The organism is Microcystis aeruginosa NIES-843 (assembly GCF_000010625.1).
Taxonomy (GTDB): domain Bacteria; phylum Cyanobacteriota; class Cyanobacteriia; order Cyanobacteriales; family Microcystaceae; genus Microcystis; species Microcystis aeruginosa.
In genome coordinates, this window is the sequence record NC_010296.1 from 2,078,631 (window position 1) to 2,101,650 (window position 23,020).

Genomic DNA, 23,020 nt, shown 5'->3' on the forward strand with positions numbered 1-23,020 from the left:
TAGGAGTCAGGAGATAGGAGTCAGGAGATAGGAGATTATTTTATTTATTCTCCCCACACCCCACACCCCACACCCCACACCCCACACCCCACACCCCACTTCCCCACTTCCCCCCTTCTCCTCTCATAGACAGTCTTAACAAGTAATTTAGATAGCGAACAGCTGATCACTGGATTTGACGGAGACAGGACAAATCAGCTTGACCGAAATGAATACTAAAAGCTACTTGCAGATTTTCTAGGGATTTAACCAACCAAGGCACCCGCTCGCAAGAATAACTCTCGTAGTGGTTAAATAGAATCGCAAAACGTTTATCTAAGTGGGGTTTTGCCTGGGGACAGATCAAAATCAACTTGAGCAATAACCCCACAGTCCGAGTTACCCCCATATTGGTGATCATATCGATAAAAATGTAATGATCGGGTTTTTGCCCGCTTTCCACCACCAGATAATTTAACAGTTGGCTAGAAGTACGCAGCATGAGAAATTCACTCGGTTTTTGTTGATCGCAGTGGGGTAGAGTATTTTGCAGGACATCGTCGAGTTTTTTGTTAAATTGCCCCTTGCCGTAGTCTAGGGAGGTAATCAGATAATCGTAGAGGTCATTTTTAAAATCTTTATAGGTAGGGGTATAAACTGTATTCGCCAGAAAATTTTGCGAAAGCTCCTTATAAGTATAATTTCCTGCTACCGTCCCCAGATAATACTTGAGGGCGCGATTTAGCTCCTTATCATTGAGCAGGGTGGGATTTTCTACCGATTGAATGATTCTTCCCGCTTCTTCCCTGATTTTTGGGCGATGAGCAACCTGTGCCAAACGTACCTGATAGGTGACATAACGAGAGATATTTACCTCGAAACGGCTCTCGGTTTTCACCTTAATACGTCTAACGGTTTGTCGCTGTTCTCGGGGACTTTCATCACCGAGTAAATAGTAATCATAGAGATAGGGATAACGACTAATCAGGGTTCCCAGGGAAGCGGCGGTTTTTTCGCTGTATTTGCCGCTAATAATTCTCGCCAGACGCTGCAGCCTAACGTAGTCATCCGAGAAGGTAAAATTTTTGACCAGATGGCCCAAATTATTGGGGCTGCTGTAATGTCCGGGACGTGGGGAGGGCAAATTTTCCAGTAGCGATACCAATTCGGGAATTGCCGGCTGATGGGTAGGCTGCGTTTGCCATCGATTCACTAAAATATGACAGCAGCGGTTAAAGACATGATAAAAACGAATTTCGGCATCCTTAGCCTTGACAAGACGCTCTAGGGCTAAATAAATAGGAGCTTCTTGATAACCGCCACCTTCGATAAACAAACGACAAAAATCCTCGATTAATTGCTCGGGGGAATCGGTCCTGGCGCGGTCGAGCCAATAATCGTATAGTAGCTGTTCTTCGTCTCTTGTTTGTCTTTGTCCAGTGTTTAGACTAGCCATGGTTATTTGATTCAGCCCTCCTAAATCAGTAAGCGGATGGATTTTAGGGCTATGACCATAAAGGGGTCAATTGTGATTAGATAGTAGATGCTCCCTTCTTAGGATGCCCCTATTTTGGGTCATTGCACTGATCGAGTCGATCCATTTTAGCTTGGCAAGTTTGGGAAAATTCCCCTTGGCTTACCTGGCCAAGCTTGCGGACTATACCCAGATTACTAAAAATTTAGGCAGCGTACCCTGCTAATTAAGGCTCTTCGGTAATTGTTATGCAATGGACGGGGGTTATAAGGGATGGAACCCTTATATAGAAAGGCATTTAGCGATTTTTGTCAATTATTTTTGATCTAGAGCGAACTAATCAATTAAGTCTCTTACCAGATAAGGATTTAGTCGATTTATGACCCCCTATCGAACCATACCAAGTAACGAAGAACCCTAATTAAGTTAGCGAAAAGAAACCCCGATTGTATGTGATCTAAGTCACATTTAAACCTCAATCCATCTTCGAGATAATTCGGAATTTACCTAAAATGTCGGATGAATACCCACGCTACATTTTTCGACAAGATACTCACCTTTGCGGGGGATGAAATCCGACCAGAATATCAACCGCGTAGCATCGGTTTAATTCCATCATCTGTGGGTAAACTGTGTTATATTTAATTTAGCCAATGGTCGAGGATTGTTAGATGCTAGTCGTAGAAGCAAAGCTAAAAAACGGAACCCCAGAGCAATATCACCAGCTTGATGAAGCTATCAAAACTTCTCAGTTTGTGCGTAACTATTGTGTTCGTTATTGGCAGTCCAATCAAGGGACAACCCGCAATGATCTCCAAAAACTTTGTGCGGTACTAGCTAACAATAAAGAGACCCCATGGGTTAATAAATTAAACTCTCAAGCTCGTCAATCGGCTGCTGATAGAGCCTGGCAATCAATTAATCGGTTTTACCAGAATTGTCATGCTAAGATACCAGGGAAAAAGGGTTTTCCTCGGTTCAAAAAGCATAGTCGTTCGGTTGAGTATAAACTAACAGGCTACAAACTATCTGATGAGCGACATCAAATTAAGTTTACTGATGGTTTTAAAGCAGGAGAATTTGATTTATGGTGTAGTCAAAAAACCTTAGTTTATTATTCAGAACAACAGATTAAACGGGTAAGAGTTGTTAGACGTGCTGACGGTTATTATTGTCAGTTTTTGATTGACGTAGAACGGCAAGAATACCATAAACCAACGGGACAAATAACAGGAATTGACTTAGGGTTAAAAGAGTTTTATACTGACGCTCAAGGCAATACTGTAGAGAATCCACGTTATTTAAGCAAGTCAGAAAAACGACTGAAAAAAGCACAAAGGAGATTATCAAAACGATTTCGTCAAGTAAACAAACAGTCTAAAAACTATCACAAGCAACGGATAAAAGTAGCTAGGCTTCATCTTAAAGTATCAAGACAACGTAAAGACAAAGCAATTAAAGACGCTTTGGCGTTAGTCCAGTCTAATGATCTGGTAGTCTATGAGGCTTTAAAGGTAAGAAACTTAGTCAAAAACCGTAAGCTATCTAAGTCGATTTCTGATGCTTCTTGGTATCAATTCACTGAATGGTTGAATTATTTTGCCAAGATTTATCGGATTGTCTGTGTTGCTGTACCACCGCATTTCACTTCTCAAGATTGTTCAGTTTGTGGGACGAGAGTTCAAAAAACATTAAGTACTAGAACTCATCAATGTCCTAATTGTCAAACAGTCTTGGATAGGGATCATAATGCAGCAATAAATATTCTTAAAAAAGGGTTGCAATATTTGGGAAATTATCTCAACGGTACTGTTGGGCAAACAGAAACCGACCCAAACGACTTGGGAGAGTCCGGTCTCTGGATTTTCAGTGGAGACATTGAGAATCTAAGCTGTCTCGTTGAACAAGGAATTTCCGATAGTGATAGGTCAAGAATCCCCCGTCACAGCGTAGCTTGACGGTGGGAGTATGTTAATCCTAAGTATTTTTATTGTCTATGGCCTTTCATTTATCCCTCAATCAACTAGCTCAATTATTGTCCTTACAAGATAATGGTGACATAAGTTTTAGTCCCGATAGTTTAGTATCTGGCATTAATACTGATAGCCGTAGTATTGAGTCAGGACAAGCATTTTTGGCCTTAAAAGGTGATAATTTTAATGGTCATGATTTTATCGATATGGCTATCGAAAAAGGAGCGGCAACCTTGATTGTCGATCAGCCAGTTTCGGTAAATTCCTCTAGTAATATTCCTGTATTCCTAGTCCATAATACCCTAGAAACCTATCAGCAATTAGCCCATTGGTGGCGGAATCAATTTACTATACCCGTGATTGCTATTACGGGATCGGTGGGGAAAACCACGACTAAAGAATTAATCGCTTCGGTATTAGCAACCCAGGGAAAGGTACATAAAACCCTGGCTAATTATAACAATGAGATCGGAGTGCCGAAAACTCTCCTCGAACTGGATGAAACTCACAATAGTGCCGTAATCGAGATGGGAATGCGGGGACGGGGAGAAATTGCCCTGCTCGCTCAAATCACCCGACCGACGATCGCAGTGATTACTAATGTGGGAACCGCTCACATCGGTCGTTTAGGGTCGGAAGCAGCGATCGCAGAGGCCAAATGCGAGTTATTGGCCGAGTCGCCTTCTAGTAGTATAGCTGTTCTTAACTACGATCACCCTTTACTTACCGAAACAGCTAAACGGGTATGGCAGGGGGAAACAATTACCTATGGCTTCTCTGGCGGCGATATAGTCGGGGAATTACTGGATTTAACTACTTTACGAGTAAATGGACTAGATTTTAACTTACCTTTATCCGGTCGTCATCATGCTTTAAATTTTATGGCGGCCTTGGCCGTAGCGAAAATTTTAGGCATCGATTGGACTTCTTTGCAAGAGGGAATTAAAGTTAATTTACCCAGTGGTCGGGCCAAACGTTACCAATTAGCAACCGATATCCTACTCCTCGATGAAACCTATAACGCGGGTCTAGAATCAATGTTAGCGGCCTTGGATTTACTGAAAGCTACCCCCGGTCAGCGTCATATTGCTGTTTTAGGCACGATGAAGGAGTTAGGGTCTTTTTCGGAGCAATTACATCGCCAAGTCGGTGAGAGGGTGCAAAAACTAGGCATAGATCGCTTGTTTGTCTTGGTAGATGACCCGGAAGCTAAGTTTATTGCTGAGGCGGCTACTGCGGTCGATTGCGAATGTTTTCAAACTCACGCAGATTTAATTAATCGTTTAAAGGAAGTGATCGATTTCGGCGATCGCATTTTATGTAAAGCTTCCCATTCCGTCGGTTTAAATCGGGTGGTGGAGGAGTTAATTCAGTGATATTGGGAGTTAGGGAATAGGTGTTAGAGAAGAGAGCATTTTTTAGCAAGAATAGCCGATTAAAAACTGTTTTTTCGGGGATTTTAGTCCTAGTTTTCTTTTTTTCGGCCGTTCAAGTCTCTTTTGCCCAAGAATCGAGACGACTGGATACTTATCTCCCGGATCTCAGTGGTTTAGCTTGGGTAGAAGCGGATATTTTTCTAGGGGTTCACGATGCCAAAAATAAGGGCAAAAACAGTGATCCATCTCAACCAAGGCTGAGTCTTTTACAGCTGCCTACAGAGGAAAAACCGCTATTATGGCAGGTTTTAAGGGTAGATTGGCCAAATCCAGAGGGATTGAGTAACGATCTCGAAAGTATTACTTCTATCCCAGAAACTAATTTATTTTTGTTGGCTGAAAGTGGCGAGAAAAAACCTTTTCAAAGACTATTTTTAGTAGCATATAACCAGCAAAAAGTCAAGATAGTTGAGCAAATAAATTGGCCGATCGCGGTGGAAAATGTAGAGGCGATCGCTGTTAGTCGGCAAGGCGATCGTTATCTATTTATCTACGCAGAACGGGCCGATAGTCAAGAGAGTACAAAGATTCGCTGGACGGATATCTCCTTCAATCCCTTAAAATTCGGGGAATTTCAGTCGGTAACTTTTCGGAGTCCTTTTGGTAGTGGTAAAAATATTCGCCTCATCTCCGATTTAGCCGTAGATAAGCAAGGTAATATCTACATAGCTTCCGCTGACGATCCAGATAGTGCGGGAGTGTTTAGAAGTGCTGTTTACCGTATCGGTCAAGTTACAGCCGATAATAGCCTAATTATTGCCCCTAATCCCCAAAAAATTGCAGAAATCGACGGCTCCAAAGTGGAAGCGGTGACTACCAGAGAATCTCCTAGAGGTAAAGTAGAAGTCTTTATCGGTACAGATGATGAGAATTATGGCGGTTTTATGCGACCTCTGCTGTTAGATAATTACTCGCAGCTAGAAATCCGCTAGACCGCAGCATACTTTGTGCTTTTTGTCAAAAAAACTTTTTTTTTGCAATAAAACTACACAAAAAAAAGATCATCGTTGTGGGTGAAATTGACTCATTTACCTGTCTTAATTAGGATCACCTTCTAGGTGTGGCAAGGGTTTCAACCGTTGCTGCCCAAAAAAGCACAGAAAGAGCCACTATGAAATTCCATAAAATCGCTGTAACCATCATAACATCGTTGTTAAATAAAAATCTTTCTCAATTAATTTTTAAGAATTTGTAAATATTGCGGAATGTTAATTTAAATATTCTCAAGTTTTTGGAGTTAATCAATAATTTTTGCTTATCTTTGTCCAACATTGGGTTAGGAGACAGTTATCAGTTATCAGTTATCAGTTATCAGTTATCAGTTATCAGTTATCAGATGTGAGTTTTTAGTTTAGACCTCTTGCATAATTTTTTTATGGTATAATATAAGGTTTTGCTTTTTTCTCAATTCTTAGATTGAAGTGGAAAAAAGAATAAAATGTGATCTTAGGTCAGGAAATCATCTATAATTTTGCTATGTTTATTAGCAAAATTATGGATTATCAAAACTTATCAGATGAACAATTCAAACGCCGTTTCGGTGTGTACAAACAAACATATAGAAAGATGGTAGAATCAGTAAAAAGTGTTGAAGCCGACTCTAATTCACCATCTAAAAGGGGACCGAAACCTAAACTATCTATAGAAGAACAAGTTTTAGTAACGTTAGAATATTGGCGAGAATATAGAACATATTTTCACATTGGTACAAGCTGGGAACTATCAGAATCAACTATATGTCGGATTGTAAATAAGACGGAAAAAATGCTTTTACAATCGGGAAACTTCCGTTTAAAAGGAAAAAAAGCTTTACTCAATCAAGCAGAGATACCGGTCATAACGGTAATGGATGTAACGGAAACTCCCATTGAACGCCCCCAAAAGAAACAGAAAGATTTTTTTTCGGGTAAAAGAGGTTATCATACTTTAAAATCCCAATTAGTAGCTGATCAAAATACAGAGGAAATTATCTGTGTCTTCTGTGGGAAAGGTAGAGGTCATGATTTTAGTTTATTTAAAAAAAGTCGAGTTCGTTTTCATCCTTTAACTACCAGCATAGAAGACAGTGGTTATCAGGGAATAGCTGCATACCATAGTAATAGTTATACACCGAAAAAGAAATCGAAAAATAGAAAATTAACAGAGTTAGAAAAAGAGTATAACAAGGCTTTAGCTAAAGAAAGGATTATCATTGAACATATAAATAGGAAACTCAAAATCTTTAAAATCTTATCCTGTAAATATCGGAATCGTCGTCGAAGATATAGTTTAAGAGTTAACTTGTTGGCGGCTATTTATAACTGTGAGTTAGGGATAGGTATAGCAGCTTCTTAAAAGTTGCCTAAAGATTAATCAAGTCAAGGAGAATTTATTCTCAATTATAAAAATTGAGATAGTTTGTGCCGCTTAAATAAAGAGGTTTTGATAACCAAATTAAAGCAGCTCTAAAGAGTTTTGAGTTAAAAGTTAAACTTCAAGTTTTCATTCAGGACGAATGTACTGATTAACTAATTTTTTGGGGAAAATTAGTTAACCCATCATTATAACATATAATTAATTTGCAAGAGTTCTTTTATTGTTTACTGAAAAAGCTCCCCACACCCCACACCCTACACCCTACACCCCACACCCCACACCCCACATCCCTCTCCCTGCTCCCTAACCCGCAACCCCTATTTTCCGTCTAAACTTTTGTATAGGGATAGTCTGGGAAAGTATCGATAACTCTTAGACTAAGTAATTCGGGACTCACATCACAATATAGACTATGGCTTACTATTGGTTTAAAGCATTTCACCTGATTGGGGTAGTTGTTTGGTTTGCGGGACTATTTTATTTGGTACGTTTGTTTGTCTATCACGCGGAGGCAGCAACAGAAACGGAACCCGCACAAGCTATTCTGAAAGCACAATACGAGATCATGGAGAAGCGACTCTACAATATCATTACCACACCGGGGATGATTGTCACCGTAGCCATGGCGATCGGTTTAATCTCCACAGAACCGGAAATTTTAAAATCGGGATGGTTACATATTAAATTATCCTTTGTGGCTCTTTTACTGCTCTATCATTTCTACTGTGGTCGCATCATGAAAAAGCTAGAAAAAGGGGAATGTAATTGGACGGGACAGCAATTTCGGGCCTTAAATGAAGCACCAACCCTGTTATTGGTAGTTATTGTCCTTTTGGCAGTATTTAAGAATCAATTACCCCTCGATTTGACCACTTGGTTAATTGTAGCTTTAGTGGTATTAATGGCGGTGACAATCCAACTTTATGCTAAAAAACGTCGCAAAGATCAAGAAAAACTTCGGCAAAATACTCCCCAAAAAGAAGAAGTAGCGATCAGGTAAATTATCTCAATCATTCCCTAGGTTTCTAGGATAACAGTTAAGAGTGGTTTGACAGCTGTGGGATGGTCTTTTTAGTCCATCCCAATTGTATAGGTAGCAACGTTTAGCTTTTAGCTTTTTGGCTTTTTGCTACTTTTGAGCTTATACAAAAACTATTTTTAATAGTGTGATGAACTCCCAAGCTATGGATTGTTTCTCCCTGCTCCGGCGCTCCGCTGCTCCCCTATACCTTTTAAACAGGATTTAGTATAAACCTCTTGCGAACAGGAAACGCTATAAATAAAAACAATCTCCTGACGACCGACTCCTGACGACCGACTCCTGACTACTGGCTACTGACTCCTAACCCTAACAACAATTGTTGATTTTTACAAGAGGTCCTATGAATAGTTGCTGGATAGATTGGGAAAAAATAACTAGAGATTTTCTCAGTTCCCGCAAACTCAAGCAAGTTGCTGAATTGCGAGGATTCTATCGAGTTAATCCCTCTGGTATTCCTAGAATTCCCCCCGATTTAGAATTGAGAGACTACCAAAATACAGCGATTATCAGTTGGTTTCGTAATCGGGGACGGGGAACTTTAAAAATGGCCACCGGCAGCGGTAAAACTATTACTGCTTTAGCTATTGCCATGGAACTTTACCAAGCGATAGAACTGCAAGTATTATTAGTAATTTGCCCCTATCGTCACCTAGTCAATCAATGGCAACGAGAAGCGGAAAAATTTAATCTTAAACCGATTTTAGCCTACGAAAGTGTCCATACATGGCAAAGTCAACTAGCCACAGAATTATATAATGTGCAAGCGGGTAATCAAAAATTTGTCACTATTTTAACTACTAACTCAACTTTTATTAGCGAGGGGTTTCAATCACAAATAAAATTTTTTCCCGATAAAACTTTAATCGTTGGTGATGAAGCACATAATTTAGGTTCCCCCCGATTAGAAGAATTATTACCCCGTTCTTTAGGTCTAAGATTGGCTTTATCCGCTACTCCTGAAAGATATTTTGATGAGGAAGGCACTGACGCTATTCTTGATTATTTTGGACAAATTCTACAACCAGAATTTACCTTAGCTGATGCTATTAGTAAAGGAGCTTTAGTCAATTATTTTTATTATCCAGTCTTGGTTGAATTAACCGACGGTGAGGCTTTATTATACGCAAAATTAACCCAAAGAATCGGCTGGACTTTGCAGAAAAATAGTAATTTCAATGGTAATGAAAACCTCACCGCTTTGTTAATGCAAAGGTCACGATTAGTCGGTTCAGCAAGTAATAAATTACAGGCTTTACAACAACTGATGCAAGAGCGTTTAGATACGGATCATACTTTATTTTATTGTGGGGATGGTTATGTGGAAAATTATACTGCTAATTATCGTCGTCAAGTAGAGGCAGTTACTCATTTATTGGGCAATCAATTAGGTTATCGAGTTGCTACCTACACCGCAGAAACTTCCCTAGAAGAACGAGAAAAAATTCGCCAACAATTTGAGGAGGGTTATCTACAAGGATTAGTGGCAATTAGATGTTTAGATGAGGGAGTAGATCTGCCATCAATTCAAAACGCAGTCATTCTGGCTAGTAGTGGTAATCCTCGACAATTTATTCAGCGTCGCGGGCGAATATTGCGACCCCATCCCGATAAAAAACAGGCCACTTTATTTGATATGATTGTTATGCCACCGACCTTAGATCGAGAAACTTGGGAAGTAGAAAGGAATTTATTACGCAAGGAATTAAAACGCTTTCTGGAGTTTGCCCAATTAGCTATTAATGCTCAAGAAGCTGAGACTAAATTAGGGGAGATTCAAGATAGATATTGTCTTTTGTCTAATTAAAACCTGAAAAATTAAATCTTGGCAGCTTTTATGCTAGAATAGAAGTTAGTCAAGAATTGATCTGAAAGTCAAGATTGATCGCCGAGAAAAATTAACCCAACCGAATAGCGATCAATAAAGTTGTATAATTTTCTTTCCTCTACTTCTAAACTTCTATGTCTCCCCGTCAACAACCCCGCCGCATTGCTCGAGAACTTGCCCTTTTGAGTTTAAGTCAGATTAAAGGCAATCCTGAAAACCTAGAACAGCAAACTTTAAACGATTTAATTTTAGTCGCGGTTAGAACCTTAACCCTGGAAATTCAAGAAACCTTAGAAACCGCCGCTGCCGAAATTAGTCGTGGTAATGAACGGATTCTCGCTAGTGATACTAAGGCGACAAATCTAAAAAGCGCCCAAACCATGGTAAAAGAAGCGATTTCTCTTACTCACAATGCCATTAATCGTTTAGGAACCGTGATAGATTTTCCCGAAATTGTCCAGTTATCTAGTCAGTACGAAGTGCGGGAATATGCCCTAGAATTAATCGGTACAGTCTATCGTCGTCGTGCGGAAATCGAACAGGAATTAACCGGTGCTTTAGTGGATTGGCAACTACATCGTTTACCAAGAATTGATCGGGATATCCTCCAAATTGCCGTGGCAGAAATGCTCTATCTCGATCTACCTCAAAAAGTAGCGATTAATGAAGCAATCGAATTAGCAAAACGTTATTCTGATGATGAAGGTTATCGCTTTATTAATGGCGTTCTCCGACGGGTAACGAATAAGCTAAACGAATCAGAAAAAGCCGTATCTACCCAGAGTTAACCCCGAAAGAAATTAATACTACAATGACCACATTTTATAGGGATATTCCTGTAAATTGATATTGTAGTATCGCTCATCTCCCGTGACTTCTTCGCCGATCCAATCAGGAATAGTAATGACTTGATCCTCTTGTTCTAACTCAATTTCAGCCATAATCAAACCTTGATTATCCCCTAAAAATTCATCAACTTCCCAAGTTAAATTATCCAGAGAAATGCGATGACGAATCTTTTCAATTAAAGGTTTCTTACAGAGGTTTTCTAACATGAGCGCCGCATCTTCTAGGGGAATTGCATACTCGAATTCCAGCCGACTAATGCCCTCAGTCTTGCCTTTAATGGTTAAATAACCCCGATCTCCAACTACACGAACTCGCACGGTTGTCAATCCATCTTGGGTAGGAATATATCCCTGACGATACAACCCACTGGCAGCAGCCAGCGATCGCCAAGAATCCCCTTTAACCAGAAACTTCCGTTCAATTTCAACAGTCATAAGCTTTTGATGGCAATAAATTTAAGCCGTAGCCACGGCAGCAGCTTGGGTTCCTAGTTGAATTAACTCGATCTTGTAGCCATTAGGATCTTCCACAAAAGCAATCACGGTAGAACCGTGTTTCATCGGGCCCGGTTCCCTGGTGACATTGCCACCAAGGGCTTTAATTTTCTCACAGGTGCTATAGATATCATCCACGCCTAGGGCGATATGACCGTAAGCATTACCGACTTCGTAGCGATCGACTCCCCAATTATAGGTCAGTTCGATGACAGCATGATTAGCTTCATCGCCATAACCGACGAAAGCGAGGGTAAACTGACCATTGGGATAGTCTTTCTGGCGCAGTAACTTCATTCCTAGCACATCGCAGTAAAATTGTAGAGATTCCTGCAAGTTATTGACCCGGAGCATGGTGTGTAAGAGACGCATGATTATTTTTAGATGACATCGATCGAAAAATTACTTATCCTTGATTGTAACCAGTCCTTGTGCCTTCTTATCTCCTTGAGGGTCAACAATTATACCAATACAAATGTACGAAAACTCACCTGTAAAATCACATATACTTTAGACGTTCATAATCTGAGATTTATTAAACTTCTGAAATCGTAGAGTGAGCAAGGAATCCAGTTCTTTTTTATGTTTCAGGTGGGCATCATTCAGACATTCATAAATAGCTGAAGAAAAGTCAGAAAAGTTTTCATAGTATTTACCATACAAACATTTCTTTTTGACAAATTTCCACAGCCTTTCAATTAAATTTAGATTAGGCGAGTAAGACGGCAAATAGAGTAGCTCTATTGACAAAGAAAGAGCCAATTCTTCAACAATTTTACATTTTTGATAGCGGGCATTATCTAAGACTAGAGTGATGGGAATAGTTATTCCTAAAGCAGCTATTTTTTTAAGAAGTTCACAGACTTGAGCTGCTGTAATATAAGTGTCATATGTTACCATAATAACTTCATGAGTTATCGCATTTAATGCTCCTAAAACATTGAAGCGTTTACTCCCGCTCGGTGACTTAACGAAAAGTCTCTCAAAACACCAAACAAAACCGAGAAAAGCTCCCATAACAAAGTGAGCGGCATCAACAAAAAAAACAGCCATTTTTCCTTCTTTTGCCTCATTTAGTCTGGGTTCTAGCTTTTTTTTTGGTAGTCTTCTTGTTCATCCCGGTCAGCTTTAGAAGGAAGAGAACCTACTTTTATACATTTCATTCCCATTGATTTTAAGAATTTCCTCACTTGAGTAGGACTTCGTTTTATTCCTGTCAATTCTTCTCTTCTATATACAGCTTCATTTATTGTGGCTGGTGGATTTTTATCGAAATATTTTTTGAGCGTTTCTTTTTGAGACTCTAATTCACTTTTAGGGCGATAGAAGTTGATTTCTTTTAATTTTTCTATTCCGCCTTCTTGATAATCTCGAAGATAAGTTAATAAGGTATTTGGCGAGATTCCTGCTAACTGACAAATTTGGTTCTTCGGTTTGTCTTATGCAACTGACAGGGTTACAAGGAATGAAACTCTTATATAGAAAGACATTCGGGGATTTATGTCAATTGTTTTCGATCTAGAGCGAACTAATCAATTAAGTCTCTTGCCAGATAAGGATTTAGTCGATTTATGCCCCCCTATTGAACCATACCAAGTAACGAAGAACCACAAATTTTTTGGTGCGGTATCTTTTGACTCTTTAACCAAAGAACTTCCATCTTCAGTTGAACCCGGGGATGGGGGATGATGAAATCTTTCATAATACAGTGAGTTCTTTTCTTCTTCGGTGAATTCTAGGTTAATCATGTTTTCAATGAGTGCTTTGCTTCTAATTATGACTCTTAAACTATATTATTGTCTTTGAGGAAAAAATGCAAGTTATAGCCGTGCAAAGTATACTCCCCAAAGCGATTAATAGCTTTGATCAAAATCACCTCTCTGGCCACACCTAAATCACTATCTAGAGGATTTTCTCGGTTTATCCTGTGGTTAGTGGTGAAGTTAGTTAGGTCAAGACATTTTTGATCGGGAGTTTTCTGGGGAAATTGTCAAGGAAATAGGTAGTAGTAAATTTTCACTGGTTTCCGAAAACCCTTTTCGACTTGATTGACCGATAGTTTAATAAAATCTGCGTGATTGTAATAAATGTTAAATATTTAGGCAAGTATATAATAAAATGGGAATCGGGACAGGTTAAAACTATGCGTTTTTATTTAGAGTACATCAATCACTCAGGTCGTTTGCAGAAAAAATCTGCTCATCGTCGTCTGCAAGCGGGTTTCACGATTACAGAAGTCTTACTGGCAGGTTTGATGATGCTGATTGCCGTCTTGGTGGCGGGAAATGGCTTGATTAACCTGCTCAGAAGTAACTATCGAGCTAATGCCGATAGTGAAATCCAGAATAATCTTAATCGTACTCTAGAGTTTGTTTCAGATGAAGTGAGACGAGCAAAAATTATCGCTGAGAACGAAAATGAGATCATACCGACTCAACAACTCAATTTGAAAGGAATACCAGGAGCGCGAGCAGTTCTAGCTTTCCAAATTCCTGATCCCAGCAATCCCAGTCATCCGCTCGATCGACAGATCGTTTACTATACCAGAAACCCTGCTCCTGATGAAATTAGCTTGACCGGTCCGCGAGTCTTGTGGCGCTATGGTCCGCAATTGGACGCTAATGGCAACTATGATACTTTGACTTGGCAACATTCCCCTGTCATCGATAGGTTAGCAGCGGCTGTTAATGACCCCATTTGTGATGATCCGACTTTTACCCGAATCCCCCAGACTGGCAATGTGGACGATTTTTATACCTGTGTTCCCAAAGGTCGTAATCAAGTGATTTTGCATGCCAAGGCTCAGGTAAGGATGACTACCAATGAGGAACTTGAATACTCTGTCAGTACCAGAGTTTTCCCGATACCTTGTCAAAAATTTTGCGACCTAGACTCCCCCACCTATTTTTATCTGACGGCTGATGCCGGGGCTGACCCTGACAAACGACATATACCCATCGTTATCGTGCCTGCAACTGTTACAGCTGAAATTATTCAAGGAGGAACTTGTACATTCAGTCCTTCCTGCGGTGTTCTTACTGCACCTAAAGGAGATTTGCCCGGGACACCGGAACCAAATGGCGAGTTTGGTAGACCTGTTGATGCAATTCCTGGAGATGGCATTGCGGTCCATGTGGATGGGTTGCATAATGTCTATGGAGCTCAAACCAGAGATGTAGATGTATATACCTCTGATAGCAGGGATTCACCCAGAAATCTTGATAATAACCAAGTTTTATTCGTGTTTACGACTAAAACGACTCCACCAAACTCCTATCAGATTTTAGTAACCATTGAACCCAAGTAGCTAAACTTATGGCAATAAGCTGAAACCTTGATGTTATCCTGGTTAGTTGACCCTATTCCTTCTCGGAAATCATGGCCAAATCCCCTTAACTGGAATGAGGTTAAATAGGGCTTGCTGAAAAAGTTTTTCCTGGGGGTAGGGTGTGGGGTGTGGGGTGTAGGGTTTTACCCATTTTCAGGGGGTCAATTACCTAATTTTCAGGGAAAAAGTGCCTAAATTTCCCCCCCGATCACTCCAATCACTGGCACTTTTTGATGGGAAAAAAGTCTAAAGGATGATCCTAGGCTAAAAAATCTAACTTAAACAGCGAATTGCCTCCAATAAACCCCTGGCTTTGTTGAGGGTTTCTTCATACTCTTTCTCCGGCTCAGAATCGGCTACTAACCCGGCTCCCGCTTGCACAGAAACCAGATAATTTTGATTACCTTGGGGACGAACAATCATAGTGCGAATTGTGATGGCACTATTTAACTGTCCCTCGAAATCGTAGTAACCATAAACCCCTGAATAGGGACCACGACGACAGGGTTCCAATTCATGAATAATTTCCATGGCGCGAATTTTCGGGGCCCCACTGACGGTTCCCGCGGGAAAACAAGCTTTTAATAAATCCCAAGCACTTTTATTGGTTGCTAAATCCCCGACCACATTACTAACAATGTGCATAACGTGGGAATAACGTTCAATTATCATTAATTCATCCACTTTGACCGTACCTCGATCGCACACCCGACCTAGATCATTTCTCCCCAAATCCACTAACATAATATGCTCGGCAATTTCTTTGGGATCTTGCAATAAATCCGTTGCTAAAGCTTGGTCTTCACTGAAGTTTTGTCCCCGGCGACGGGTGCCAGCAATTGGTCTGACCGTAGCCTTTATTTTACCTAATTCGTCCCGTTCTGCCTTAACCATCACTTCAGGACTAGAGCCAATAATTTGCCAATCCTTAAAGTTATAAAAAGCCATGTAGGGAGAAGGATTAATCAGACGCAGGGAACGATATAAATCGAAGGGATGACCCTGATAATTGGCATTTAAACGCTGGGAAATAACCACCTGAAAAATATCCCCCGCTTTGATGTAATCCTTCGCTTTCAAGACATTTTGACAGAATTTTTCCTGAGTTGTATTGCTTTCATAGACTAATTCTTTCCCCTGACCAACCGGTAATAATTCCAAGGTTTTGGCATTAGTTGGTAGGGGTAATCGTAACTTCAGAACTAACTGTGTCACTCGATCGCAGGCCGCTTGATAAGCGGCCGCTAAATCGGGATTTTTACCCCGGATATCGGCATAAGCGATCGCCCAGATTTTCCGTTTAACTTGATCGAAAATAATGAGATTATCCACCTGCATCCAAATACCATCTGGTAGATCGGCATCGGTAGCAGCATAAATAGGCACTCGCGGTTCGATCCAATTAATTAATTCATAACCCCAAAAACCAAATAACCCCCCTATTCCGGCGGGTAATTGCGGCAATTTAACCGGCACGATCGGGGCTAAACATTGGGTTAAAATCTCGAAAGGATCCCCCGAAAAAATCTCTTGAGAACCATCGCGAAAAGTTTGGGTAGTGGTGTTTCCCCGTGCTTCTAATACCCAGACGGGATCGCCTCCTAAAAAGCTGTAGCGTCCCAAGGTTTCGCCCCCTTCCACCGACTCTAATAAAAAATTGTAGGCTTGATTGGCACAAACTTTATACCAGGCCGAAACGGGTGTTTCTAGGTCAGCGATCCATTCTTGATAGACAGGAATAAAGTTACCTTGACCGGCGAGTTGACGAAAGCGATCGAAGTCGGGGAAGATCATATTTTGATGGTTCAGGAAACGGATAGCACAACACTTGTAGGGGAGAAAACGGAATGATGAATTATGAATTATGAAGGAGTGGGGAGTGGGGAAGTGGGGAAGTGGGGAAGTGGGGTAGTGGGGTAGTGGGGTAGTGGGGAAGTTGTCTCATCACCCTAACACCCCAAAACCCCCCGCAATGCGCACGCAGTGACCACCCTATCTCCTGAATACTGACTCCTAACTCCTAACCCCAGGAAAAACTTTTTGCCGCAAACCCTAACTAGCAATTAATTGCCGATTGCGATAAGAGAAATCGAGAGTCAGAAGTTAAATCTTGGGGCTAAATAGCTTCTTAATCTAACTCCCCACTCTCGATTTTAGGGATTATTTATTATGCTTCGTAGGGAGTGACACCAGAGAACTTAATTGTCGCTGGTTCGGGGTTTTTGCCGATATTGCGGTCTTTTTTGCCGAAAAATTCACGACCGGCGTTAACTTTTTCGGGGAAGACACCATCAGCAGGGTGGAGATATTGCACTTCACCACTGGGGTAAATCCGATAGATTTTGTAATCTTCGATTTTGGGCTTGAATTTCGTCCGTAATTGGGTACCAAGAGCGAGCGCGTGTTCTTTGCGGGCCAAATAGAGGAGATTTTCGCCTTCGTTCATGATAGCGGCGCCACCGGTGGGCATTTCAAAGACTTGTTCTTTGCTGCTGGTCCAGGTGATGGCGTACTTTTCTTCCAGATCGGCTTTGGTGAGTAAACCGCCCGTGCTGCCACCGAACTTAGGAGCTTTTCCAGAAAGTTCTGTCATAGGATTTTGTTCTCTCTACAAAAATAAACAAAAGGGGTTTTAGGGAATCCTATCACTGACACCCCCTCTCTCTAGTAGTCTTGTCAAGAACTGTAACATTATTTTGTACTAGACTATAGAACTAGGATTTACCGAAAAAGTTTTTCCTCGGGGCAGGGTGTGGGGTGTGGGGTGTGGGGTGTGGGGTGTAGGGTGTGGGGTTTTACCCATTTTCAGGGAAAAAGTGCCTAAATAGAACTAAGCGGACTGGCGCTCGCCAACTGGTCTAGGAATCAGCCGCCACTTTAATCGATCGCCCGTCGGGAAATTTGCCAACTCAAAAAAATTACCGGAATTAATCCCACTAAGACAATGGCCAGGGCCGGTGCCGCCGCTTCCACCAAACGTTCATCACTGGCGTATTGATAAACGCGCACCGCTAGGGTATCAAAATTAAAAGGTCTTAAGACCAAAGTAGCAGGTAATTCCTTCATCACATCGACAAAAACTAACATAGCCGCCGTCAATAATCCCCCCGACAAAAGAGGAATATGCACTTTAATTAAAGTGGCACCAGTGCCATAGCCAAGGCTGCGGGAAGCATCATCTAAACTAGGTTTAATTTTACTTAAACTCGATTCTAACGTGGAAAAAGCTACGGCTAAAAACCGGACAATATAGGCAAAAATCACACAGAAAATCGTGCCGCTCAGAATTAAATTGATATTTAATCCTTGATTGAAAAAGTTATCTAATTTGCCGATAGGAATTAAAACCCCCACCGCGATAACAATGCCGGGGATAGCGTAACCAGCCGCCGCAATCCGCACAGAACCCTTAAGAGTTTTATTCGGATTAAGTCTTTCCCCGTAGGCGAGAATTAAAGCTAAAACTACCGCAATAATTGCGCTTAAACTAGCCAGAAAAAAACTGTTTACCGATAAACTAAAAAAGTCATTATTAAAAGTTTCTTGGGCGTGATTAAAGGCTAGATAGGTCAGATAGAAAGCAGGGGCGATAAACCCAAGAAATACTGGCAAAAAACAGGCGATAATTGCCAAAAAAATCCGAACAAATCCTAGTTCGTACTTAGTCGGTGACTGGAAACGATTGGTCATTTCATAGTAACGAGCTTGACGACGGGAGGATTGTTCAAGGAAAACTAAAACGAGGATAAATACCATTAAAACTGTTGATAACTGCCCCGCCGCTATGCGATCACCCATACCGAACCAAGTATTATAAATCCCCGTGGTAAAAGCATTAATTCCAAAATACTGCACCGTACCAAAATCGTTCAGAGTTTCCATTAAAGCTAGAGCTAATCCCGCCATAATTGCCGGTCTTGCTAGGGGTAAAGCGACAGTAAAAAAACTGCGCCAAGGATTACATCCCAAGGAGCGACTTGCCTCCACCGTGCAGACAGATTGCTCTAAAAAACCGACCCTTGCTAACAGATAAACGTAGGGATAAAGCACCAGTATTAACATCAGAATCCCCCCCCAAAGAGAACGGATACTAGGAAACCAATAATCCTCGACACTATTCCAACCGAAAACACTTCTTAAGAACGTCTGCACCGGACCAAAATAGTCCATCATATTGGTATAAGTATAGGCCAAGAGATAGGCAGGAGCGGCAAGGGGTAGTAATAATAACCATTGAAATTGTTGACAACCGGGAAATTGACACATCGTTGTTAACCAAGCTGTGCCGACACCGATGATTAAAACGCCGCTGCCCACCCCGCACATTAACCAAAAAGAATTAACTAGATAATCCCAGAGAACAGTTTCGATCAGATGTTGCCAGACTTGACTGGAATTAGTTAATAAACTACTGGCAACCGATAAAATTGGCAGGGAAACAAGCAGGGCAATTAGTAAAACCGCAATTGTCCATCCCTGTCTAAAAAAAGAGCGAGATTCTTTCAGAAAAAACATTTTTAATAAGATTGTTAAAGCAATTTTTAGAGAACTAGGAGATGATCTACAGTCCCGTCGATCGAGGAAAATTAGCTAATCAATAAGCCTAGGTCATTGGCTCCTAAAAATTAGGATTTCTCTAACAGCTTGCGGTAGTCAAACACGCGAATGAGCGTCCCTTTTTTGGGTAAATCGGCGGCACGAATCCGTAATTTATTGTCCTCGATCAAACGGATATTTTTATCCTTGACTAACTTGAGAAACTCATCTACAGACACCAATTCACAGGCATTTTTATCGGCGGCACTGGTAAAGTATTGAGTTGGTATAGCAATTCGCGGTTGTAAAACTTCGATCGCCTGTTTTGCTTCTTGGGGATTATAATTTTTTGGACCACCTCCCACGGGAATAAAAGCTAAATCCGGCGAACCTAGGAGAATTCTTTGTTCTAATTCGATTGGGGCCGCTGCCCCCCCTAAATGGACAATACTAATCCCCGCTTGGGTCCAACGCCAGGCCACATTCATACCGAAACGTTGCCCACCCATGCGATCGTGGGCGATACTAATACCCTGTAGTTTTAATTTACCCAGATCGTAAGCCCCCGGCTCAAACAAAATTTTCGGATTACCGGGTAAACCCTCGGCCGCCCCTTCATCCCACAGTTGACTACTAATTAAAACGATATCTGCTTCTACTTTTGGCAAAGGAAAACCCGCCGTACAACCAATTGCCCGGAAAGGATTAACTAGGACTCTTTGCCCTCCTCCGGTGAATAAAAAGCAACTATGACCCAACCATTGAACTAAGAGGGAATTATCGGGTTTTTGGGGGGAAGTGGGGTTAGTGGGTTTCGGTTTAGTTTCCGCTAAAACTGAGCTTACTGCCACGGTTAAGAAACTTGCCCCCGCCGATAAGATAAAATCTCGCCTTTTCATAAATGTAGATGCAGAATTAATCAATTGAAGGTTAATTTCAGGGGTTGGGGATTAGCAAACACTAGAGGGATCGCAGAAAGTTTCTTAAAAGTTCCTTGCCAGCAGTGGTTAAAATACTTTCGGGATGAAATTGTACTCCTTGAATGTGGGGGTAATCCCGATGACGGACTCCCATGACCGTGCCATCTTCTACCCAGGCCGTGATCTCTAAATTATCTGGCATAGTTGAGCGCTCGATCACTAAACTATGGTAACGGGTGGCAGTAAAAGGATTTTCTAAGCCTTGAAATACCCCTTCGTTGTTGTGATAGATTGGGGAAGTTTTGCCGTGCATCAAGACTGGGGCCCAGACCACATCCCCCCCGAATACCTGACCGATACTTTGATGACCGAGACAGACCCCCAAAATCGGCAAATGGGGGCCAAATTTAGCGATTAATTCCAGAGATATGCCCGCATCGACCGGACGACCTGGACCGGGGGAAATGACAATTCCATCCGGCCGCATTTGTTCGATCGTGGCCAGATCGATTTTATCATTACGATAGACCTCGATCGGCACGGCGATCGGGAACTCGGAGGCTAATTCTCCCAAATACTGGACTAAATTGTAGGTAAAACTATCATAGTTATCGATGACGATTATCAAGAGTCCCTCTCCTTTCTCTAGCCTCGCTCAGTATTTTCATTCTACATCCTGGCTGTCTCGATCGAGATAGCCGGAGTGTAGGGGGTAGGCTATTTTTGAGCAGTCAGCTAGAATCTGCCCGGAATTGCTAATCACAGCCTAAACTATCTCTGGTGGCCACTCCCGTGACCGGATTAATCCCATCGGCCCGTTCACACATTAACTTGACCTGATAGTTATCAATGACCGCGTTAGTGAAATCGGCCCCGGTAATAATTGTGTCATAAAAACGGCTGCGAGTAGCGATCGCATCGGTAAAAATAGTATTAGTTAAATCGGCAAAATCGAGGGTAACTCTATCTACCAAAGAGGCGGTCAAATCGGCCCCTTTTAAGTTAGCTTTTAAGAGGACAGCCTCGGTAAGAATGCTATAGGATAAATCGGCCCCTTCTAGGTTAACTCCCCGCATAGCAGCAGCGGCGAAAACTCCTCCGCGTAAATCCTGATGGGAAAAATCCCGATCTTGCAGCTGGGCAAAACTATAGTTAATCGTTTTATCTTGGGCCAAAGCCACCGGACGGGCCGCGAAAAGTAGCCAAAGAATCGCCAGCAAAATAATTAAAACCAGACTGAAAATTTTTTTCAACATTGTTACTGTTGAGCGTCGAAAAACTGGGCTGCATCATCACCCACCCGAATAGTTAGGTCTGAGTCTAAAGCACCAGTGGAGGATGATTCTACTTTACCGATTCCCAATTGATTTTTCAAGAGGTTAGCGGACTGAATATCACCTTTTTGAGCAATAATTGCCGTGGTTTCTAGCTTTTGGGAGGAGTCATCGCTAATATAAACATTTGTGTAGCCCTGTTTGGCCAGATAATTGCGAGTACGACGGGCTAAACCTTTGGTATGGGTGGCATTTTGAATGGCAATCCGCAGACTATAAATGGAGGTTTCTCCCCGCGAATAGTTATCGGTAAAATTATTAGCCACAATGGTTCTAATTTCGCGACGGTTCAAAATCCAATAACTGCGACCATCGTATTCCTCGAGGTTATTAAACCGGCCGGGGAGTAGGATCATTCTTAAGTCATCCTGTTTAATTTCCCGGCCAAAATTAGCGATAGCCAGCATTTCCTCGACGGATAAATTCGTATCGATATATTGTTGTAAAACCTGTACTGCTTTCGGGAGACTGGGGAGAATTGTCGGACTAAAAATCTTTTGTTGTAGTGCTTTTAATAAAATTTGTTGTCTTTGTACGCGACCGATATCGCCGTATTGCTGGTTACGAAAACGGGCAAATTGTTCGGCTTGGTCGCCGTTGAGATTTTGCCAACCCTCTTGTAAATCAATTTCTAATTTTTGGGTGACATCTTTATGATACATTCGTTCGGGTACATAAACCTCTACGCCCCCGACTAAATCGACTAATTCCTTAAAGGCATCGGTAGTCACCCGGACATAGCGATCTACGGTGACATCCCCTAAAGTATTACTGACCACTTCCGCCGCTAGAGTTGGTCCACCGTGAACATTGGCATCGTTAATTTTAGTGAAACCGTGGCCAGGAATTCTGACGCGGCTATCGCGAGGGATAGACAACATTCTCACGGTTTTATCGCTAGGATCGAAGCGCACTAGGAGCATGGTATCGCTGCGACCTTTAAATACATCGTCGCCGTTTTTGGCATCTAAAACTCGATCGATGCCCATAACTAAAATATTAACAGGACGAGAAAGCTGCTGGTTAATTAAGCTATTCCAAGCTTGAGCCTCAAGGATGTCTGTTTGGGTGGGAAAAGTCGTTTTTTGGAAGATGGCCCCAATTGGTGCGGGTAAGGGACTAATTAAAGCGACGGCAGCCCCAACAGTGGCGGACACTAGGGCGGTAAAACTGAGGGTTATTCCCCAAAATAAGCCCTTTTGCAGGGGAGATGCTTTTTTTAAACCGGACATGACCGAACTGACCACCGTGACGGTATTTTCTGAGTTTTGGCTGTATTCCTGCTTTTCAAACCGCCCCGAAACATTGGCCATGGACTAACCTCAACATCTGATTAAAAGCTTACTTTAGGAGGTGACTGCTGATCCCTAGAATCTATCTCTAGCCCAAAAGTTCCAGATATTGGCCACCCCCCTCTCGCCGGCTATTGTAACATATTGTTAAGGAACTGGCTATAATAGACCTCTTGTAAAAAT

21 protein-coding genes and 1 pseudogene are annotated in these 23,020 nt (G+C 41.6%); 10 read left to right on the forward strand and 12 right to left on the reverse strand.

Features of this window, described 5'->3' with window-relative positions:
• Positions 1 to 44 precede the first annotated feature (44 nt).
• On the reverse strand, positions 45 to 170 hold the full coding sequence (locus MAE_RS35685) for a hypothetical protein (protein WP_269453982.1): 126 nt from the start codon (positions 168 to 170) through the stop codon (positions 45 to 47).
• Positions 167 to 1,435: a hypothetical protein gene (locus MAE_RS10100; protein ID WP_012265485.1), complete on the reverse strand. Its 1,269-nt coding sequence runs from the start codon at positions 1,433 to 1,435 to the stop codon at positions 167 to 169. Before MAE_RS10100 ends, MAE_RS35685 begins: the two co-directional genes overlap by 4 nt.
• 537 nt (positions 1,436 to 1,972) lie before the next feature.
• Between MAE_RS10100 and MAE_RS35690 the strand changes: the two genes are divergently transcribed.
• The 8 genes from MAE_RS35690 to nusB all read left to right on the forward strand — a co-directional run bounded on the left by MAE_RS35690 (position 1,973) and on the right by nusB (position 10,872).
• The gene (locus MAE_RS35690; protein ID WP_269453983.1) at positions 1,973 to 2,098 is read left to right on the forward strand and encodes a hypothetical protein; all 126 of its coding nucleotides are present in this window, start codon (positions 1,973 to 1,975) and stop codon (positions 2,096 to 2,098) included.
• 26 nt (positions 2,099 to 2,124) lie between these two features.
• Positions 2,125 to 3,411 carry an RNA-guided endonuclease InsQ/TnpB family protein gene (locus tag MAE_RS10105; protein ID WP_012265486.1) on the forward strand — a complete coding sequence of 429 codons (1,287 nt, stop codon included), beginning with the start codon at positions 2,125 to 2,127 and terminating at the stop codon, positions 3,409 to 3,411.
• 38 nt (positions 3,412 to 3,449) lie between these two features.
• Positions 3,450 to 4,802 carry a UDP-N-acetylmuramoyl-tripeptide--D-alanyl-D-alanine ligase gene (locus MAE_RS10110; protein ID WP_012265487.1) on the forward strand — a complete coding sequence of 451 codons (1,353 nt, stop codon included), beginning with the start codon at positions 3,450 to 3,452 and terminating at the stop codon, positions 4,800 to 4,802.
• Positions 4,803 to 4,822: 20 nt separating this feature from the next.
• Positions 4,823 to 5,794, forward strand: coding sequence for a hypothetical protein (locus tag MAE_RS10115; protein WP_012265488.1), 972 nt, complete (start codon positions 4,823 to 4,825; stop codon positions 5,792 to 5,794).
• A gap of 544 nt (positions 5,795 to 6,338) precedes the next feature.
• Positions 6,339 to 7,196, forward strand: coding sequence for an IS5-like element ISMae4 family transposase (locus MAE_RS10120; protein ID WP_002732125.1), 858 nt, complete (start codon positions 6,339 to 6,341; stop codon positions 7,194 to 7,196).
• A 433-nt stretch (positions 7,197 to 7,629) separates the two neighbouring features.
• Positions 7,630 to 8,217, forward strand: coding sequence for a protoporphyrinogen oxidase HemJ (hemJ, locus tag MAE_RS10125; RefSeq protein WP_002796778.1), 588 nt, complete (start codon positions 7,630 to 7,632; stop codon positions 8,215 to 8,217).
• Between the two features lie 382 nt (positions 8,218 to 8,599).
• Positions 8,600 to 10,063, forward strand: coding sequence for a DNA phosphorothioation system restriction enzyme (locus tag MAE_RS10130; RefSeq protein WP_002796776.1), 1,464 nt, complete (start codon positions 8,600 to 8,602; stop codon positions 10,061 to 10,063).
• Between the two features lie 155 nt (positions 10,064 to 10,218).
• Positions 10,219 to 10,872: a transcription antitermination factor NusB gene (gene nusB / locus MAE_RS10135; protein ID WP_002796775.1), complete on the forward strand. Its 654-nt coding sequence runs from the start codon at positions 10,219 to 10,221 to the stop codon at positions 10,870 to 10,872.
• An 18-nt stretch (positions 10,873 to 10,890) separates the two neighbouring features.
• Here nusB and MAE_RS10140 read toward each other — a convergent pair whose 3' ends face one another.
• The 3 genes and pseudogenes from MAE_RS10140 to MAE_RS29225 form a co-directional block, all read right to left on the reverse strand.
• Positions 10,891 to 11,367, reverse strand: a complete 477-nt coding sequence (locus MAE_RS10140) for a CYTH domain-containing protein (protein WP_002796774.1) — start codon at positions 11,365 to 11,367, stop codon at positions 10,891 to 10,893.
• Between the two features lie 21 nt (positions 11,368 to 11,388).
• Positions 11,389 to 11,799: a lactoylglutathione lyase gene (gene gloA / locus MAE_RS10145; protein ID WP_002796773.1), complete on the reverse strand. Its 411-nt coding sequence runs from the start codon at positions 11,797 to 11,799 to the stop codon at positions 11,389 to 11,391.
• 138 nt (positions 11,800 to 11,937) lie between these two features.
• Positions 11,938 to 12,860: pseudogene (locus MAE_RS29225) on the reverse strand (IS630 family transposase); the annotation flags it as partial.
• 67 nt (positions 12,861 to 12,927) lie between these two features.
• On the opposite strand from MAE_RS29225, the gene MAE_RS33770 reads away from it, so the two are divergent.
• Complete coding sequence (locus tag MAE_RS33770; protein ID WP_041804002.1) at positions 12,928 to 13,116, forward strand: hypothetical protein; 189 nt, start codon at positions 12,928 to 12,930, stop codon at positions 13,114 to 13,116.
• 454 nt (positions 13,117 to 13,570) lie between these two features.
• Positions 13,571 to 14,734, forward strand: coding sequence for a PulJ/GspJ family protein (locus MAE_RS10160; RefSeq protein ID WP_012265492.1), 1,164 nt, complete (start codon positions 13,571 to 13,573; stop codon positions 14,732 to 14,734).
• A 294-nt stretch (positions 14,735 to 15,028) separates the two neighbouring features.
• Here the strand turns inward: MAE_RS10160 and trpE are convergent, their stop codons facing one another.
• The 7 genes from trpE to MAE_RS10195 form a co-directional block, all read right to left on the reverse strand.
• Entirely contained in the window at positions 15,029 to 16,549 is a 1,521-nt protein-coding gene (trpE, locus tag MAE_RS10165) for an anthranilate synthase component I (RefSeq protein ID WP_012265493.1), read from the reverse strand.
• Positions 16,550 to 16,922: 373 nt separating this feature from the next.
• On the reverse strand, positions 16,923 to 17,348 hold the full coding sequence (locus tag MAE_RS10170; RefSeq protein WP_002796771.1) for a photosystem I reaction center subunit II PsaD: 426 nt from the start codon (positions 17,346 to 17,348) through the stop codon (positions 16,923 to 16,925).
• Positions 17,349 to 17,632: 284 nt separating this feature from the next.
• On the reverse strand, positions 17,633 to 19,270 hold the full coding sequence (locus tag MAE_RS10175; RefSeq protein WP_012265494.1) for an ABC transporter permease: 1,638 nt from the start codon (positions 19,268 to 19,270) through the stop codon (positions 17,633 to 17,635).
• A 110-nt stretch (positions 19,271 to 19,380) separates the two neighbouring features.
• A complete protein-coding gene (locus MAE_RS10180; RefSeq protein ID WP_002758464.1) occupies positions 19,381 to 20,190 on the reverse strand; it encodes an MBL fold metallo-hydrolase in 810 nt (269 codons plus the stop codon).
• A gap of 61 nt (positions 20,191 to 20,251) precedes the next feature.
• Positions 20,252 to 20,839, reverse strand: coding sequence for an anthranilate synthase component II (locus tag MAE_RS10185; RefSeq protein WP_012265495.1), 588 nt, complete (start codon positions 20,837 to 20,839; stop codon positions 20,252 to 20,254).
• Between the two features lie 127 nt (positions 20,840 to 20,966).
• Positions 20,967 to 21,467 carry a pentapeptide repeat-containing protein gene (locus MAE_RS10190; RefSeq protein ID WP_012265496.1) on the reverse strand — a complete coding sequence of 167 codons (501 nt, stop codon included), beginning with the start codon at positions 21,465 to 21,467 and terminating at the stop codon, positions 20,967 to 20,969.
• A gap of 2 nt (positions 21,468 to 21,469) precedes the next feature.
• The gene (locus tag MAE_RS10195; protein ID WP_002796768.1) at positions 21,470 to 22,858 is read right to left on the reverse strand and encodes an LCP family protein; all 1,389 of its coding nucleotides are present in this window, start codon (positions 22,856 to 22,858) and stop codon (positions 21,470 to 21,472) included.
• Between the last annotated feature and the right edge of the window lie 162 nt (positions 22,859 to 23,020).